The sequence below is a fragment of the Alkalicoccus luteus genome, assembly GCF_012034335.1.
Lineage (GTDB): Bacteria > Bacillota > Bacilli > Bacillales > Salisediminibacteriaceae > Alkalicoccus > Alkalicoccus luteus_A.
Map to the genome: position 1 here is coordinate 119,776 of NZ_JAATHJ010000002.1, position 15,356 is coordinate 135,131.

General features: G+C 47.6%; 19 protein-coding genes and 1 riboswitch. Of the genes, 3 read left to right on the forward strand and 16 right to left on the reverse strand.

What is annotated here, in order from left to right; genetic code table 11:
* The first annotated feature begins 8 nt into the window (after positions 1 to 8).
* Together HCN83_RS02155 and kapB are read left to right on the forward strand one after the other, a co-directional pair.
* Positions 9 to 278: a DUF1128 domain-containing protein gene (locus HCN83_RS02155; protein WP_168004669.1), complete on the forward strand. Its 270-nt coding sequence runs from the start codon at positions 9 to 11 to the stop codon at positions 276 to 278.
* Positions 279 to 293: 15 nt separating this feature from the next.
* On the forward strand, positions 294 to 677 hold the full coding sequence (gene kapB, locus HCN83_RS02160) for a sporulation phosphorelay system protein KapB (protein WP_168004670.1): 384 nt from the start codon (positions 294 to 296) through the stop codon (positions 675 to 677).
* A gap of 84 nt (positions 678 to 761) precedes the next feature.
* On the opposite strand, the gene rnc is transcribed toward kapB, so the two are convergent.
* The 12 genes from rnc to HCN83_RS02220 all read right to left on the reverse strand — a co-directional run bounded on the left by rnc (position 762) and on the right by HCN83_RS02220 (position 11,934).
* Positions 762 to 1,538: a ribonuclease III gene (rnc, locus tag HCN83_RS02165; protein WP_425483578.1), complete on the reverse strand. Its 777-nt coding sequence runs from the start codon at positions 1,536 to 1,538 to the stop codon at positions 762 to 764.
* Positions 1,539 to 1,621: 83 nt separating this feature from the next.
* A complete protein-coding gene (gene acpP, locus HCN83_RS02170; protein WP_168004671.1) occupies positions 1,622 to 1,855 on the reverse strand; it encodes an acyl carrier protein in 234 nt (77 codons plus the stop codon).
* A gap of 62 nt (positions 1,856 to 1,917) precedes the next feature.
* Positions 1,918 to 2,649, reverse strand: coding sequence for a 3-oxoacyl-[acyl-carrier-protein] reductase (gene fabG / locus HCN83_RS02175; RefSeq protein ID WP_168004672.1), 732 nt, complete (start codon positions 2,647 to 2,649; stop codon positions 1,918 to 1,920).
* On the reverse strand, positions 2,646 to 3,593 hold the full coding sequence (gene fabD, locus HCN83_RS02180; RefSeq protein WP_168004673.1) for an ACP S-malonyltransferase: 948 nt from the start codon (positions 3,591 to 3,593) through the stop codon (positions 2,646 to 2,648). The genes fabG and fabD overlap by 4 nt, the downstream gene beginning before the upstream one ends.
* A complete protein-coding gene (gene plsX / locus HCN83_RS02185) occupies positions 3,586 to 4,593 on the reverse strand; it encodes a phosphate acyltransferase PlsX (RefSeq protein WP_168004674.1) in 1,008 nt (335 codons plus the stop codon). Before plsX ends, fabD begins: the two co-directional genes overlap by 8 nt.
* Entirely contained in the window at positions 4,590 to 5,165 is a 576-nt protein-coding gene (gene fapR, locus HCN83_RS02190) for a transcription factor FapR (RefSeq protein ID WP_168004675.1), read from the reverse strand. The genes plsX and fapR overlap by 4 nt, the downstream gene beginning before the upstream one ends.
* An 81-nt stretch (positions 5,166 to 5,246) precedes the next feature.
* A complete protein-coding gene (gene recG / locus HCN83_RS02195) occupies positions 5,247 to 7,283 on the reverse strand; it encodes an ATP-dependent DNA helicase RecG (RefSeq protein ID WP_168004676.1) in 2,037 nt (678 codons plus the stop codon).
* Positions 7,280 to 8,164: an L-serine ammonia-lyase, iron-sulfur-dependent, subunit alpha gene (gene sdaAA / locus HCN83_RS02200; protein ID WP_168004677.1), complete on the reverse strand. Its 885-nt coding sequence runs from the start codon at positions 8,162 to 8,164 to the stop codon at positions 7,280 to 7,282. The genes recG and sdaAA overlap by 4 nt, the downstream gene beginning before the upstream one ends.
* An 11-nt stretch (positions 8,165 to 8,175) precedes the next feature.
* Positions 8,176 to 8,838 (reverse strand): L-serine ammonia-lyase, iron-sulfur-dependent subunit beta, encoded by a 663-nt coding sequence (gene sdaAB, locus HCN83_RS02205; protein WP_168004678.1) that lies wholly within the window; start codon positions 8,836 to 8,838, stop codon positions 8,176 to 8,178.
* A gap of 160 nt (positions 8,839 to 8,998) precedes the next feature.
* Positions 8,999 to 9,853 carry a DegV family protein gene (locus HCN83_RS02210; RefSeq protein WP_168004679.1) on the reverse strand — a complete coding sequence of 285 codons (855 nt, stop codon included), beginning with the start codon at positions 9,851 to 9,853 and terminating at the stop codon, positions 8,999 to 9,001.
* A 31-nt stretch (positions 9,854 to 9,884) separates the two neighbouring features.
* The gene (locus HCN83_RS02215) at positions 9,885 to 11,552 is read right to left on the reverse strand and encodes a DAK2 domain-containing protein (protein WP_168004680.1); all 1,668 of its coding nucleotides are present in this window, start codon (positions 11,550 to 11,552) and stop codon (positions 9,885 to 9,887) included.
* 22 nt (positions 11,553 to 11,574) lie between these two features.
* Entirely contained in the window at positions 11,575 to 11,934 is a 360-nt protein-coding gene (locus tag HCN83_RS02220) for an Asp23/Gls24 family envelope stress response protein (RefSeq protein WP_168004681.1), read from the reverse strand.
* 232 nt (positions 11,935 to 12,166) lie between these two features.
* Here HCN83_RS02220 and rpmB point away from each other — a divergent pair, with 232 nt between their 5' ends.
* Entirely contained in the window at positions 12,167 to 12,355 is a 189-nt protein-coding gene (gene rpmB / locus HCN83_RS02225) for a 50S ribosomal protein L28 (RefSeq protein WP_168004682.1), read from the forward strand.
* 75 nt (positions 12,356 to 12,430) lie between these two features.
* On the opposite strand, the gene HCN83_RS02230 is transcribed toward rpmB, so the two are convergent.
* The 4 genes from HCN83_RS02230 to rsgA form a co-directional block, all read right to left on the reverse strand.
* Positions 12,431 to 13,081: a thiamine diphosphokinase gene (locus HCN83_RS02230; protein WP_168004683.1), complete on the reverse strand. Its 651-nt coding sequence runs from the start codon at positions 13,079 to 13,081 to the stop codon at positions 12,431 to 12,433.
* Entirely contained in the window at positions 13,078 to 13,629 is a 552-nt protein-coding gene (gene thiT, locus HCN83_RS02235) for an energy-coupled thiamine transporter ThiT (protein WP_168004684.1), read from the reverse strand. Before thiT ends, HCN83_RS02230 begins: the two co-directional genes overlap by 4 nt.
* A gap of 75 nt (positions 13,630 to 13,704) precedes the next feature.
* Positions 13,705 to 13,809, reverse strand: a riboswitch (TPP riboswitch).
* A 4-nt stretch (positions 13,810 to 13,813) separates the two neighbouring features.
* Positions 13,814 to 14,470, reverse strand: a complete 657-nt coding sequence (rpe, locus tag HCN83_RS02240) for a ribulose-phosphate 3-epimerase (protein ID WP_168004685.1) — start codon at positions 14,468 to 14,470, stop codon at positions 13,814 to 13,816.
* A gap of 2 nt (positions 14,471 to 14,472) precedes the next feature.
* Positions 14,473 to 15,345: a ribosome small subunit-dependent GTPase A gene (gene rsgA, locus HCN83_RS02245; RefSeq protein WP_168004686.1), complete on the reverse strand. Its 873-nt coding sequence runs from the start codon at positions 15,343 to 15,345 to the stop codon at positions 14,473 to 14,475.
* Positions 15,346 to 15,356 lie beyond the last annotated feature (11 nt).

Sequence of the window (15,356 nt, forward strand, 5' to 3'; positions counted from 1 at the left end):
GTCCGGACATGTTATCATTAGCAGTATATGATTTGGAAAGGGTGATTGAATTGTCAAATACAGATGAGCGTAAGCAGGAAATCGAGAAGATGATTGACGACATAAAAACGAAGCTTCAGATTGTTAATGCAGGTGCAATGAAGTCGGAATTTTATGCCGCAGATCAGTATGAAGAAATTAAAGAAATTCATCAGATGGTAATGGCTAAGCCTTCTTTCAGCGTGAATGAAATGGACGCTATTGTCAGTGAACTCGGTGCAATGAGAAATAAAGCCTAGCAGGAGGTGGACGGAATGGAAACGGGAGAGTTGGTTACGTGCACGTATAAAACAGGCCGGTACATAGGCAGACTTGTAGATCCTACCCCGGCTAAAACAACTTCGGTTGTTCAGATTCTAGCCGTCCTGCGCCACCCCGTCCAGGGAGATCTTCATCAGCCTGGGAAAACGGAGGTTGCATTGTTTCAGGAACGAAAAGCGCTGGCTTTTAATGAAAAAGCGAACATCCCGGATACTCATCTGAAGCCGTATAGTGGTGATTTACCAAATTATAATGAATCTCTCATTCACGCCGTACATTTGTTCGAGGAAAGTCTCGTCAATGAGAACAGCCCGTTCGCTGACGCCTCACTTGAAACTCTCCGAAGTCTGAAGCAGGATTATCGACTGAAACCTTGATCTCCTGTTCAGCAAAAAGTATTAGCGTAATACCGAATTTGTTAAAAAAGAGCTTCGCGGTTTTTCCGCAAAGCTCTTTTTTACTTATAGCTGCTTTTCTTCTTCGTTTAATTTTTCAAGCGCTTTCTGGGCCGCCATTTGCTCTGCTTCTTTTTTTGAACGTCCGCTTCCCCTTCCGAGCGGATCTTCATCGAGGAGAACTTCTGATACGAACTCACGTGAATGCGCCGGACCTTTCTCCTGAACGATGCGGTATACCACCTGACCCTGATTCTCCCGTTGAATCAGCTCCTGAAGCTGACTCTTAAAATCCATCATATGAGAAAATTCCCCATCATGAATTTTCGGATACACATAATCCTCCAGAAACGCATAAACAGCGTCCATACCGGAATCAAGATACAATGCCCCGATGAAAGCTTCAAAAACGTCAGCAAGCAGGGCAGGACGCTCTCTTCCACCGGTCATTTCCTCTCCCTTTCCCAGCAGGACATACTCACCAAACTTCAGTTCTTCTGCGTTTTTAGCAAGGGAGGGCTCGCATACGATGGCAGCTCTGAGTTTGGTCATCTCGCCTTCACTCATATGTTCAAAAAGTTTGAACAAATATTGGGAGATGGCCAATTCCAAAACAGCATCGCCGAGAAACTCAAGCCGTTCATTGTCGTCATGCGGACGGATCCGATGCTCATTGACGTAGGATGAATGAGTGAACGCCTGAATAAACAGGTCTTCTTTTTGATACGTTGCACCGATATCATCCAGAAACTGTTTGTACTTAGCTTTTTGTGCTTTTGTCATTTGCAGTTTTTTACCGTGGCGCTTCATGCCGCGCCTGTAAATTTTCCTCGATTGCTGCATGAGAAAACCTCCACCAGTCTCAATTATCAGTACAGAGATGCTGAAGAGATGACCCGGACGGCCGTGCGGCCGTCCGGCATATCTTATTTGTGACTCTCTATGTAGTCTACAACATCTCCAACTGTCTCAATCTTCTCTGCGTCTTCATCAGAGATTTCGAGATCGAATTCATCTTCAAGTTCCATAACCAGTTCAACTACATCAAGAGAATCTGCTCCGAGATCATCTTTGAACGTAGCTTCACGCTTTACCTCGGATTCATCTACTCCCAGTCGTTCAGAGACGATTTTTGCGATGCGTTCCTGCTTCGTTGCCATGTGTATCACCTCCTTCCGCTATTATAGGATAAAGCAGTCTCAAATACTAGCAGTTTTCAATGTCACGGCATATACATGCCGCCGTCAACGTGCAGCGTCTGTCCAGTCATATACGAGGCACCGTCTGACGTAAGGAAGCGGACTACTTTCGCAATATCTGCTCCGGAGCCGAGCCTGCCAAGCGGAATCTGCTCCTGAAGCGCTTCTTTTTGTTCATCTGTCAGCTCATCCGTCATTTCTGTCGTGATAAATCCCGGAGCTACTGCATTGACGAGAATGTTACGGTTGGCCAGTTCGCGAGCCATCGATTTTGTAAAACCAATAACTCCCGCTTTTGAGGCAGCATAGTTCGCCTGACCAGCGTTTCCCAGTGCTCCCACCACGGAGGAAATGTTAATGATTCTGCCGCTTCGCTGCTTCATCATAGGCCTGGTTACTGCTTTTGAACAGTTAAATACGCCTTTTAAATTCGTCGAAATAACATCATCGAATTCGGCTTCTTTCATGCGCATCAGCAAATTGTCCCGCGTGATTCCCGCGTTATTAACAAGTACATCCAAAGAACCAAAAGCTTCAATTGCAGCTTTCACCATGTCCTTAACGGAATCGCTGTTGCCGACATCCGCCTGGATGACAATTGCTTCGACACCTTTAGCGCGGCATGCATCGGCGGTTTCCTCTGCTTTTTCTTTATTCCCAGAATAGTTCACCGCAACATTCATACCTGCTCCTGCAAGCTCAAGGCATACAGCACGACCAATTCCTCTTGACCCTCCTGTTACAAGTGCATTCATGTCTGATTCTCTCCCTTCAGCTGTGCGATCGCTTTTTCAAGCGTATCCGGATCATAAACCGGTATAGTAACTGCCCGTCGATCCATCTTTTTAACGAGTCCGCATAATACTTTGCCCGGACCTGCTTCAATAAACGTTGTAACACCTTCGCTAAGCAGCCGTTTGATCGTATTCTCCCACTGCACAGGTGAATAAATCTGCTGTTCGAGCAGCTCGACTGCTGTTTCGCGGCGAACAGGCTCTGCTGTGACATTTGCGATAACCGTCATATCGGCTTCACCTAAATGGAGGTGAGCGAGAACTTTCTTCATTTCTTCAGCTGCAGGTTTCATCAGACTGGAATGAAACGGTCCGCTTACCGGAAGTTCCACCGCACGCCTCGCACCGGCTTCTTTTGCAAGCACCACTGCCCGTGCAACGCCTTCGGCACGTCCGGAGATAACAATCTGACCGGGTGAATTATAGTTCGCCGCTTCTACGACACCCGCCTCCTCAGTAGCCTGTTTCAATACCGCTGCCAGCGGATCCCGGTCTAAGCCCAGTATGGCTGCCATCGAGCCTTCACCGGACGGCACTGCCTCTTCCATCAGCTGCCCCCGACGGCGCACTGCCTGAATACCTTCTGAAAACGAGAGCATCCCGGAAGCCGTTAACGCCGTATATTCTCCAAGACTGTGTCCTGCTGAAAATTCCGCGTGAACTCCCTTGCTTTTCAACACTTCCCAGACTGCCGCTCCGACGGCATAAAGGGCAGGCTGTGTGTTTTCCGTCTGTTTAAGAAAAGATTCGGTTCCGTTAAATACCGATTCGGAAAAAGCTTCATTTAGGGATTTATCAGCAAGCTTAAAAACCGCTTCAGCCTCTTTATATGTATCTGACAGCTCTTTTCCCATTCCGGTTTTCTGTGATCCCTGCCCCGGAAATAATACTGCAGTTTTAGTCATGATACTCCTCCTTTACCGATATATCGCTCATCACGTCCTTAATGCGGCTCGTCACTGATTCATCATGCATCTGCTTTGCCTGTTTTATCGCGCTGAAAAAGGCTCTTGCATCAGATGATCCATGCGCTTTTACGACCGGTGCGTTTAATCCAAAAAGCCCGGCTCCTCCGTACTCAGAATAATCCATTTTATTTTTCACACGTTTAAATGCTGGTTTCAAAACAGCTGCCGCCAGCTTGTTTTTAAGTGATGAAGTCAGCTCCTGCTTGAGAATGGAAAAGATAGAAATTGCCGTTCCTTCGATTGATTTCAGAACGAGATTCCCGGAGAAACCGTCGCAGACGACAACATCTGCGGCACCATCCAGAAGGTCCCGGGATTCAACGTTGCCGATAAATTCAAAGGGAGCATCCTCCATAAGTTTGAAGGCGGCTTTCGCGAGTTCCGTTCCTTTGCCTTCTTCCGATCCTACATTCAGAAGTCCGACCCGGGGACGATTCAGACCGCGCACCTGCTTCATGTAAATGTCACCCATCACCGCATACTGCAGCAAATGCTCCGGTTTAGCTTCCATATTTGCGCCGACATCCAGCAATAAAAATCCGCCTCCATCTGTCGTTGGAAGCATAGGGGAAAGCGCAGGCCGGTCTATTCCTTTAATACGTCCCACGTGCAGCAGGCCTGCGGTCATAAGTGCACCGGTATTTCCTGCTGAGATACATGCATCAGCCTCATTTTCTTTTACTTTTCGCACAGCGGTTACCATGGACGAATCTTTCTTTCTTCTGACTGCCCGCACCGGAGCATCCTCGTTATCAATGACAGAATCAGTATGAAGGATCGAAACCCTCTCACCAAACGATTCCATTCCCGAAATTTTTTGCTCGTCGCCGATCAGCAGCACGTGCAGATCGGTATATGTATTAAGTGCTGTCCGGCACCCTTCCAGTACAGCATCCGGGGCGTTATCACCACCCATGACATCTACTGCCAGTCTCATGTCTGATCCTCCTTTTCAGGTCTGTCACTTCTGAACATATGGAATTCACCTTTAAAAACAGGGTATTGGCCGACGAAGCTTTCAACGTCAACAATCGTTCTGGACCCTCGGATATCTGCTACCTTGGCTTTAGCAACGACTCTCTCACCAGCCTGTACCTGTCTTGTAAACGAGACAGAAGCGTCAGCTGTAAGCGCTAGCTCATCGTTAATTACCGCGACTGCGAGCGAGTTAGCCTGGGCAAATAAATGATGGCCTCTCGCTATATTTTGTCTCGTAAAAACATGTTCCTGCTTTATATCAAGAATAGAAATTGCATAGCTGTCCAGTTCAAGATCAATCATTTCACCTATGATTTCTTCTTCTGCAAGGGCCTTTACAGGATCATACTGCTTTCGGGCCACTCCTTTAATTCTTTCCCTGACTTCAGGAATACTCAGCTCCAGCCTGTCCAGTCGGATGGTCTGAACACTCACTTCAAACTTTTTAGCAAGCTCATCATCTGTGATGAACGGATCTGCTTCGATATACTGCTGCAGTTTTGGCTGCCGCAGCTTTTTCGTCCATTTCATTCGGCCATCTCCTCTGCACTACTAGGACTAGGTACTAATTGTAGTATATAGATAACACCTTCCTATTTCAACAGGAAGGTGTCAGTCGATGCGCTGAGATAAATCACCAGCCTGTCTCGACAGAGCCTCACGAAGAAGAAGATACTGTTCATTCTGCCAGAACGCTTCGGACTGTACAAGTCTAGCTGCATCTTCACGGGCTGTCTCGAGGGCACGGTAATCCTCTACGATATCTGCCACTTTAAGCTGAGGGAGACCGCTTTGCTTGTAACCAAAAAAATCTCCAGGTCCGCGCATCTCCAAATCCCGTCTGGACAGCTCGAAACCGTCTGTTGTTTCTGTCATGATAGCCATTCGCTCTCTGCCTGATTCGGACTTTGGATCGGCAAGCAGAATACAATAAGACTGCTCGCTTCCTCGTCCTACTCTTCCGCGCAGCTGATGAAGCTGTGCGAGCCCGAACCGGTTTGCATCATAAATAACCATAACCGAGGCATTTGGAACATTAACCCCGACCTCCACTACCGTTGTCGAAACAAGAATATCCACATTCCCCGAAGCAAATGCCTGCATGACTTCTTCTTTTTCCGGACCAGGGAGTCTACCGTGCATAAGCCCTGTCGTTAAATCGGGCAATGCTGCCTGGAAGCGTGCGTGCAGATCAATCGCATTTTGTACATCAAGCACTTCCGATTCCTCGATCAGTGGACAGATAACATACGCTTGACGCCCTTTGGCCACTTCCTTTTGAATAAATTGCATGACTCTCGGCAGCGTGTCCGGTTTCGCCCAGTACGTTTCAATCTGCTTCCGGCCAGCCGGCATTTCATCGATTGTAGAAACATCCATGTCACCAAATGCCGTGATCGCAAGCGTTCTGGGGATCGGCGTAGCGGTCATAAATAACACATCCGGGTTCATTCCCTTTTCCCTGAGAACACGACGCTGCTGAACGCCGAAGCGATGCTGTTCATCCGTGATAACAAGTCCAAGTCTGAAGAAGTCCACGGTATCCTGTATCAGTGCATGAGTGCCTGTGATCACATCTATCTCTCCGTCTTTAAGCTGCTGCAGCACCTCTCTTTTCTCTGCTGCTCTGGATGATCCGGCTAAATGACCCACCCTGACCCCCATTCCTTCGTAAAGCTTCGTAAGCGAGTCAAAGTGCTGTTCGGCGAGAATTTCAGTAGGAACCATGAGAGCCCCCTGATTTCCTGATTTAACAGCTGCAAGCAGAGCTGCAGCGGCAACAATTGTTTTACCGGAGCCGACATCCCCTTGTAAGAGCCGGTTCATTCTGAAAGGTGATTTCATGTCAGTTAAAATCTCGTCCAGTACGCGCTGCTGCGCTCCTGTAAGTGGAAATGGCAGTGATGCGAGAAAGGACGTCACAGTATCGTCCGGCCACACTTTTGCCGTTCCTTCCGATGATTCTCTAGCCTTACGCCTGAAGAGCTGCATTTTCAGCTGAAAAAGTAAAAGTTCTTCATATACCATTCTGCGCTTAGCCTGCTTAAAAACACTCATATCTTCCGGAAAATGAAGCGATCTGCAGGCTTCCGCTCTTGAAAGCAGCCTGTATTTTTCCATCGCCTGAGCAGGGAGTATTTCAGGAATGTCATGCTGATGGAGCTCATAAGCCGCTGCAATCCACTTTCGAAGCGAAGTCAGCTTTATGTCTCCTTTTAGCGGGTAGACCGGTTCAAAAGCCCCTTCAGCAGCTCCGCTTTTAATAATCGCACCTTGGACAGCCAGACGATGTTTATCAAATTTACCGTGGTAAATCACGTAATCTCCGGGTGAGATTTGACGCTTCAAAAACGGCTGGTTAAAAAACACGGCCTGCACCAGAACGCCGTCTGATAAAATCCGCAGTGTAAGCCTTGATTTTTTCCGCCCATAGAAACGGAGTTCAGGTTCACTGTGAACGGTTCCCTGCAGCGTGACTCTCTCCTCGTGCTGTACTTCATCTGCACGGCGGATCGAGAAATCATCGTAGCGGAATGGAAAGTAAAAAAGCAGGTCTTCAATTGTATAAATATTAAGCTGGGCAAGCTGTTCTTCTGCTTTACCGCCAATCCCTTTCACAGAGGTAACCGGCTGCTCCAGTACGTTCACGCCTTTTGCTTTTCTCCGAATATTTCATCACGAAGACGCCGGCCGGTCGGCGTTCCGGCAAGTCCCCCTTCTCCGGTTTCCTTAAGTGCTGTCGGCATATTCTGCCCAATCCGATACATGGCGTCAATCACTTCATCACACGGAATTTTACTTTCAATGCCGGCAAGTGCAAGGTCAGCAGCTACAAGCGCATGAGAAGCCCCAAATGCATTTCGCTTAACGCAGGGAACTTCTACCAGGCCCGCCACCGGATCACAGACGAGTCCTAGCATATTTTTTAATGCGATTGCCATGGCCTGCTGGGACTGGCGAGGCGTTCCGCCGGCCATTTCGACGATCGCAGCTGCTGCCATTCCGGTCGCTGAACCAACTTCAGCCTGACAGCCGCCGGCAGCTCCGGAAATCGATGCGTTATTGGCAATAACAAATCCGAATGCTCCGCTCACAAACAGGTAGCGTATCATCTGTTCTCTGGTAGGGTTCAGCTTATCCTTAACTGCAAAAAGGGTGCCTGGAACAACACCGGCAGCACCGGCTGTAGGCGTCGCACAGATCGTTCCCATTGCCGCATTAACTTCATTTGTCGACATCGCTTTCGCAACAGCATCCAGCGTCAGATTACCAGAGAGTGTGTCATTGATCATCATATATTCATGAAGCTTTTTCCCGTCGCCTCCTGTTAATCCGGATACAGATTTTACACTCTCTGTAATTCCTCGGTTTACAGCGCGCTCCATGACATCCAGATTTCGTTCCATCTGTGCGATAATATCATCCCGAGAGCGGTCGTGCACCTGCATTTCCTGACGAATCATCACTTCCGAAATCTGAATCTGTTCTCTTTCAGCTGCTGATACGAGTTCTTCTGCATTTCGAAACATGTTCTTCCCTCCTACTCGTGTATCTTCGTAACCTGTCGGACGTGCTCCACTTTCTTTAATTCACCAAGCGTACGTGCCGTTACATTTTGATCTACTTCAATCACCATCAGCGCCTCTTTACCCTGCTCTTTTCGGGAAACTTCCATATGTCCGATATTCAGCTGCCTTGCAGCGAGAATAGACGCAACACCTGCGACCACTCCGTACCGGTCATCGTGTACGACTAAAATTGCAGGATGGTTTCCGCTGAGTCGCAGCTCAAAGCCGTTCAGTTCTTTGATTTCTACTTTTCCTCCACCAATCGAAATCCCGGCAAGGGACATTTCATAATCGCCGGAACGCAGGACGACTTTTACTGTATTTGGATGGTGGGTAACCTCGTCTTCTTCAATAAAACGAGATGAAATGCCCGCTTCTTCCGCTTCGCGATAGGCGTCTTTTATTCGTTCATCGCTCGTATCGAAACCGAGGACGCCACCGAGCAATGCTACATCCGTGCCATGACCCTGGTACGTTTTTGCAAATGAACCGTAAAGGTGAAAATCTGCTTCTTGCGGCGCCTTGCCGAACAGCTGTCTGGCGACAAGGCCAATTCTGGCAGCTCCGGCAGTATGTGAGCTCGAAGGCCCGATCATCACAGGTCCTATGATTTCAAATACACTTCGGTACTTCATGTTTATCTACCTCCCGCTTTAGTGAAAGCGCTGTCAACTTATTATTTTCCTAATATATCATCTCATATCCCGGGTCATCCGTAAACGACGGCTGAACACACACAGAAGAAATCTTCACAGCTTCAGCCGTGAAGATTTCTAAAGGAGCTGCTTTTAATCGTTACCTTTTGATTGGTGCGGCACTGATCGAAATGGTACCAGGTCCAACATGTGTACCGATAACTGGTCCGATCGAAGTAATGACTTCCTGCTGGATATCGAATTGCTCTTTCATCGACTCCATAAATGCTTTAGCTTCGTCCTCTGCCATAGCATGAGAGATGCCGACATGGAGGGGCTTACCGTTAAATCTCCTTAAAAATTCTGCTCTGATCCGCTGTCCAGCTTTTTTGGATCCACGAACTTTTTCAAATGGGTATACCTCACCTTCGTTTGTCAGCGACAGGATCGGTTTGATTTTCAAAAGCGACCCCATCAATGCCGAAGCTTTTCCGATACGACCGTTTTTCTGCAGGTATTCAAGCGTATCCACCATAAAAAATACGGTAGTATCCTCCAGCAGCGTTTCGATTCTTGTAAGAATTTCCTCACTGTCTGCTCCGGATGCGGCCAGCTCTGCAGCTTCCACAACGATCAGACCGATTGCATAGGAAGCCCGCTTTGAGTCAATTACATGAAGCCGGTCGGATGCTTCAATCGAGTCTTTCGCAATGGAAGCAGCCTGAAACGTTCCGCTGAGCTTTGCTGAAAGGTGAATGGAAATAACCGTGTCACCATTCTCAAGCAGCCTTTTATAAATCTCTTCAAACTGAGCCGGCGTCGGCTGCGACGTCGTTGGAATTTTATCCGCTGTAGCAAGCTTGCTGTAAAATTCATCCGATGTGAGCGTAACTCCGTCCTCAAACGATTCTTCACCGAAATGCACCTTCAGCGGTACTACTTCAATATTTAGTTTGTCGGTCCATTCTTTCGGTATATCAGCTGTGGAATCAGTAACAATTTTAACTGCTGCCATGATGAAGCCGCCCCCTTTTTAAAGCGAATTGTTATTCGACTGAAATAATATAAGAATAAAGTGGCTGTCTTCCTGCATGAATTTCTACTTCCACCTCAGGAAACGATTCTTCAATAAATACGGACAATTCCTCTGCTTCTTCTTCAACGCGGTCCTCACCAAAGATGATCGTGACAATCTCACTATCTTCATCGATCAGATGGCCAAGCAGCTCGCGGGAAACTTCTGAAACGTTTTCCCCGTTAGAAATAATATCTTTACCTGTAATACCCATAAAATCGCCTTTTTTAATGGATACCCCATTTAAGCTTGTATCGCGCACAGCATAGGTTACTTCCCCGGTTTTAACAAACTGCAGCGACTCTTTCATTGCGGAAATATTATCGTCGAGGCTCTGTTCTTCGTTGAATGAAAGCATAGAAGCGAGGCCTTGCGGAACCGATTTACTCGGGACTACCGCAACGTCTCTTTCCACTACTTCTGCAGCCTGTTCAGCTGCCATAATAATATTGCTGTTGTTTGGCAGCAGAATCACACGCTCCGCATTCACTTCCTCGATCGCTTTTATGAAATCTTCCGTAGAAGGGTTCATTGTCTGCCCGCCTTCAATCACTTTGCTGCAGCCGAGCCCTTCGAAAAGTTCCGTGATCCCAGAGCCCATTCCTACCGTAATGACCGCATACTTGGATGGTCCGGCTTTTGTTTTGGGAACTTCAGGAGCTTTGTCTGCCTCCAGCAGAGAGGAATGCTGTTCACGCATGTTTTCGACTTTAATATTTATAAGAGATCCAAAACGCTGTGCTTCTGTGATCACATCCCCCGGATACTCCGCGTGGATATGTATTTTCAGCAGATCTTCATCTGACACAACGAGGAGCGAATCCCCGTACTCACTCAGCTTCTGCCTGAATGCTTCTTCATCATACGGATTTTCATGGAGCTGATCAGACGCGAATTTTACCATTACTTCTGTACAGTATCCAAATTCAATATCTTCGGTTGACATGTGACTTTGAGCAGACTGATGATGTTCAAATTTAACCAGTTCTTCAAGCGACGGCGTTTCTTCGGAAGGAGCGATCGAGCGGCCTTCCATGGCAGCAGCGAATCCTTCATAGATCGTTACGAGACCTTGGCCGCCGGAGTCGACAACACCGACTTCTTTTAGTATAGGCAGCAGGTCCGGAGTTCTCTCAAGTGACTGTTCAGCTTCTGCGAGCACTTGTTTCATCAGCTCCAGGCAATCCTCCTGCTCCGCATTCTCTCTCCCTGATGCTGCTGCATCTTTAGCTACAGTAAGAATTGTTCCTTCAACAGGCTTCATAACCGCTTTATATGCAGTTTCCACTCCTTTATCAAACGCATCAGCGAGATCCTTTGGAGCCAGCGTTTCTTTTTTCTCAATCGCTTTGGAAAATCCTCTGAACAGCTGGGAGAGAATAACACCCGAGTTCCCCCTCGCGCCCATCAGCAGGCCTTTGGCGAAGCTTGCTGCGACGCTTCCCGCATGTTTCTGTTCATTATTTTTCACTTCCTGAATCCCGGATGTGATTGTTAAATTCATGTTTGTCCCTGTATCACCGTCCGGAACAGGGAAAACGTTAAGTGCATCGATTCGCTGCGAATTGGCAGACAAATTGGCGGCACCTTCCTGCATCATGGCAGCAAGCTTTTTTCCGTTAATTGTATTCATTGCCACGTACGTTCCTCCTGACATAAAACTAATTCGTAACTCTTACTCCTGAAACGAAAATATTTACCGAGCTAACTTTTAATCCAAGCATCTGGCTAAGCTGATATTTCACCTTCTGCTGCACATTATGTGCTACTTCTGATATTTTTGTACCGTAGCTGACGATAATATACATATCGATATGAATCTGTTCACCCTCTTCACGGATGACAACACCTCTTGCCAGGTTCTCTTTACCGAGAAGATCCGTGATGCCGTCTTTCAGCTGCTTCTGAGAAGCCATGCCGACAATACCGTAGCAGTCCACTGCTGCACCGCCGGCTATTACAGCTACAACTTCTCTGGAAACATCAATGTTTCCGTATTTCGTGTTCATTTCAATCGTCATAGAAGGTAATCCTCCTCATGGGGTATTTGGCTTTTCAGCTACCGTCATTCTACTATACGCATGACTGCTTGCATAGTTCATGCACCCGTCTAAGAGAATAGCACAAAAGCTCCAAAATTGCGATATCATCTGTCAAGGTTCATTACTTGAAATTACTGCTTGAATTAAAAAATGTACAATGCTACAATATTCAGGTATGATCGATGCTAGTGAAATGAAGGAGGGAATGCATATGTCACGCAGATGTGTTATTACCGGCCGAGGGCCGTCTACAGGCAATAAACGATCCCACGCACTGAACGCTACTAAGCGTCGCTGGGGTGCTAACGTGCAAAAAGTCCGCATCATGGTGGACGGTAAGCCAAAGCGCGTTTACGTATCCGCCCGCGCTCTGAAATCAGGCAAAGTACAGCGCGTATAATCGCAGCAAAAAGCTTCTTTCCCGAATCCGGGACGGAAGCTTTTTGTTTTATGCTGACGATAAGAACTTTGATGCTCACTTCTGCCCGTATCCGGCATCGTCTGATTCGATGAAAATCAGCAGACCTTCTGTAAATGACACTTCAGCTACACCGTTTCCTGCCCATTCATTGCTTATGCTTAATGAACGGCTCCGGAACAAGGCCTCCCGCTGCAGCGGATACTGCAGCCCTGTCGTTGTGACTTCTTTTGCCGAGTGATTTAACGGTATCAGCGATACATATCGATGCCCTCGCGAATACAATTTGTGGGTGCCCGGGCGAAGCAGCTGCGCTGAGTAATGTTCCTCTTCAATCATGGTTTGCTCCGGAGCTGCTTCAAGCAGGAAAACGGCTGACAGCGTATGATCCAGTCTTCCGCCGCCGGCTCCGGTGACAATCAGCGGATCCCCCTTCGCACTATCAAGTGCAAGCTCCAAATCTGTCCGGTTTTTTTCGGGCGGGTGGCCCTCAACGATTTCAGCAAACTGGGTAATTTGCAGTTTCTCCATATGCGTTACGCTGTCAAAATCCCCCAGTGCTCTGCTCATCCGAATGCCGCAGGCTGCTGCACAAGCTGCCCCTCGATCCACTCCAATCACCTCTGCACCAGGATAGGACTCCACAAGCCGGATTAAATGAGCTTTTGAGAGCTCCGGGCTTCCTCCTGCAATAATAACCGGCTTCATGTTATCCTGCCTTCAGGCTCTAGAATTCTGCCGCCTTTTTTCAAAAGAAAGATGGTTACAAGTAAGATCAGAAGCAATGACGGTCCAAGGTAACCAAGATTATACAAAAATGAATACCAAGCCACCGGTGTTCCCTCAGGTGCAAACTCTCCAAACCAGATAACGCCTGCACTGAAATGCGCTGCAAATCGCAGCAGCACAGCGATTATAATCCCGGCTGCAACAGCACCAATCGCTTGCTTACCGCCAAGCCAGGCGGTAAAAAATGCTGCAGTTCCTACGAGCGCAAAGGCAACCGGGTACTCGAGCAGCGCCTGAGACCAATGGACAACATAAGGACCTGTTATCAAATTTAACAGCCCGAATAAAAACCCGCACATTATTCCAGCTGCCGGTCCTCTTCTGAATGAAAGCAGAACGATCGGCAGCATCGCTAAGTTTACAGAGCCTCCAAACGGCATCGTAAATATAGTAATGAAGCTGAGAATAAGTGCCAGGGCAGCCATAAGAGCTGTCTCTATCATTATGATTACTTTACTTGAGCGCATGAACATCATCCTCTCATCACAGAAAAGCTAAAAGGCCATACCCTTTGGATACGGCCTGTTTGGGAGCTTGTATGCTCCCTCACGATTCCACATCCCTTCGTAAGCATTAACTTACAGGTTCACTGGGTCGGTGCCTGTCTGCACCCTCTCAGCCGGTTTCCGGCTCCCCATGCGGTTATTTGGTTTAGTTTGTCTGACCGGATTCAGCACGAAGCGAGCGCATTGCCTCTGCTCTGTCAGGTGCCTGGAAAAATGCAGAGCCTGCTACGAGGACATCAGCCCCTGCCTCCCGGCAAAGCCGTGCTGTTTCTGCATTTACTCCTCCGTCAACCTCAATTTCCAATGTTTCTGGCTTCCATTCGCTGGCGCGTTTAATTTTATTTAGCACAGATGGAATAAACTTCTGTCCGCCAAAGCCGGGATTGACCGTCATGAAAAGCAGTAGATCCAGATCATCGATTACTTCTTCCACCATACTGAGCGGACTTCCGGGATTTAATACGGCGCCTGCTTTTACACCACGGCTTTTTATTTGCTGAATGGTCCTGTGAAGATGTGGACACGCTTCAGCATGAACACTGATAATATCTGCTCCGGCATCAGCAAATGCATCGATATAGTTCTCCGGTTTTTCAATCATCAGATGCACATCGAGTGGAAGTTTCGTATGCGGCCGGACTGCTTCCACGATAAGAGGCCCTATAGTAATATTGGGCACGAACCGGCCATCCATGACATCAATGTGAATATAGTCTGCTCCAGCTGCTTCTGCTTCTTTTATTTCAGATGCAAGATTAGCAAAATCTGCAGCGAGAATCGATGGGGCTATTTTTTCCGTCATCATCAGTACCTCCGTTTTCTATTAGCAATTTCCTCATAAAATTGTTTATAGCTCTGATAGCGGAACGCTGGAATTTCTCCGCTCTTAACTGCCTGTTTAACTGCACACCCGGGTTCATTTAAATGGGTGCAGCCTCTAAACTTGCAGTCGTTGATTCTTGCGGCCATTTCCGGATACATAGCGCTGAGTGTCTCCGTTTCAACGTGCCGGAAATCCAGCGAACTGAATCCCGGTGTATCAGCCACAAAGCCTCCATCTGGCATATGAATCAGCTCAACGTGGCGCGTCGTATGTTTTCCCCGGTTCAGGCTCTTCGAGATGGCCGCAGTTTCCAACTTTAATTCCGGCTTAAGCGCATTGAGGATAGATGATTTCCCTACTCCCGATTGTCCGGCAAAAACTGACAGTCTGCCCGACAGCACTGGAAGCAGTTCATTCACCTGGCCTTCTGTTTCGGAAGAGGTGATAATCACACGATAACCGGCCTTTTCATAGGCTGATAAATAAGGGTCTGCCTTTTCGAGTCCGAGATCCGCTTTCGAAACGCAAATCACAGATTCCAGCTCTGCAGCTTCTGTGTGCACTAAAAATTTATCAAGCAGAAGCGGACTGAAATCCGGTTCTTTTGCTGAAAAAACGAGAATAGCCTGATCAATATTTGCAATCGGAGGCCTGAAAAGTTCACTTTTCCGGTCAGCAACTGCCAGAATATATCCGTCTGTAGGATTTTCCGCTTCAAACCCAACGATATCACCCACAAGCGGTGTGATCTTTTTTTTTCGGAAATTACCTCGTGCACGGCACTGTACGGTGCGGCCTTCGGATTCAACATAATAGAAGCCGCTGAGTGCTTTAATAATTCTGCCTTTTTCCATAGTCACCTCCC

Bases quoted from the DNA above. Each gene is read 5' to 3' on its own strand.
- fabG (WP_168004672.1), bottom strand. From the start codon at position 2,649: ATGAATGCACTTGTAACAGGAGGGTCAAGAGGAATTGGTCGTGCTGTA.
- rpmB (WP_168004682.1), top strand. From the start codon at position 12,167: ATGTCACGCAGATGTGTTATTACCGGCCGAGGGCCGTCTACAGGCAAT.
- rnc (WP_425483578.1), bottom strand. From the start codon at position 1,538: ATGCAGCAATCGAGGAAAATTTACAGGCGCGGCATGAAGCGCCACGGT.
- plsX (WP_168004674.1), bottom strand. From the start codon at position 4,593: ATGAGACTGGCAGTAGATGTCATGGGTGGTGATAACGCCCCGGATGCT.
- sdaAB (WP_168004678.1), bottom strand. From the start codon at position 8,838: ATGAAGTACCGAAGTGTATTTGAAATCATAGGACCTGTGATGATCGGG.
- HCN83_RS02155 (WP_168004669.1), top strand. From the start codon at position 9: ATGTTATCATTAGCAGTATATGATTTGGAAAGGGTGATTGAATTGTCA.
- kapB (WP_168004670.1), top strand. From the start codon at position 294: ATGGAAACGGGAGAGTTGGTTACGTGCACGTATAAAACAGGCCGGTAC.
- thiT (WP_168004684.1), bottom strand. From the start codon at position 13,629: ATGCGCTCAAGTAAAGTAATCATAATGATAGAGACAGCTCTTATGGCT.
- fapR (WP_168004675.1), bottom strand. From the start codon at position 5,165: ATGAAATGGACGAAAAAGCTGCGGCAGCCAAAACTGCAGCAGTATATC.
- rpe (WP_168004685.1), bottom strand. From the start codon at position 14,470: ATGACGGAAAAAATAGCCCCATCGATTCTCGCTGCAGATTTTGCTAAT.
- HCN83_RS02220 (WP_168004681.1), bottom strand. From the start codon at position 11,934: ATGACGATTGAAATGAACACGAAATACGGAAACATTGATGTTTCCAGA.
- acpP (WP_168004671.1), bottom strand. From the start codon at position 1,855: ATGGCAACGAAGCAGGAACGCATCGCAAAAATCGTCTCTGAACGACTG.
- rsgA (WP_168004686.1), bottom strand. From the start codon at position 15,345: ATGGAAAAAGGCAGAATTATTAAAGCACTCAGCGGCTTCTATTATGTT.
- HCN83_RS02230 (WP_168004683.1), bottom strand. From the start codon at position 13,081: ATGAAGCCGGTTATTATTGCAGGAGGAAGCCCGGAGCTCTCAAAAGCT.
- fabD (WP_168004673.1), bottom strand. From the start codon at position 3,593: ATGACTAAAACTGCAGTATTATTTCCGGGGCAGGGATCACAGAAAACC.
- sdaAA (WP_168004677.1), bottom strand. From the start codon at position 8,164: ATGTTTCGAAATGCAGAAGAACTCGTATCAGCAGCTGAAAGAGAACAG.
- HCN83_RS02210 (WP_168004679.1), bottom strand. From the start codon at position 9,853: ATGGCAGCAGTTAAAATTGTTACTGATTCCACAGCTGATATACCGAAA.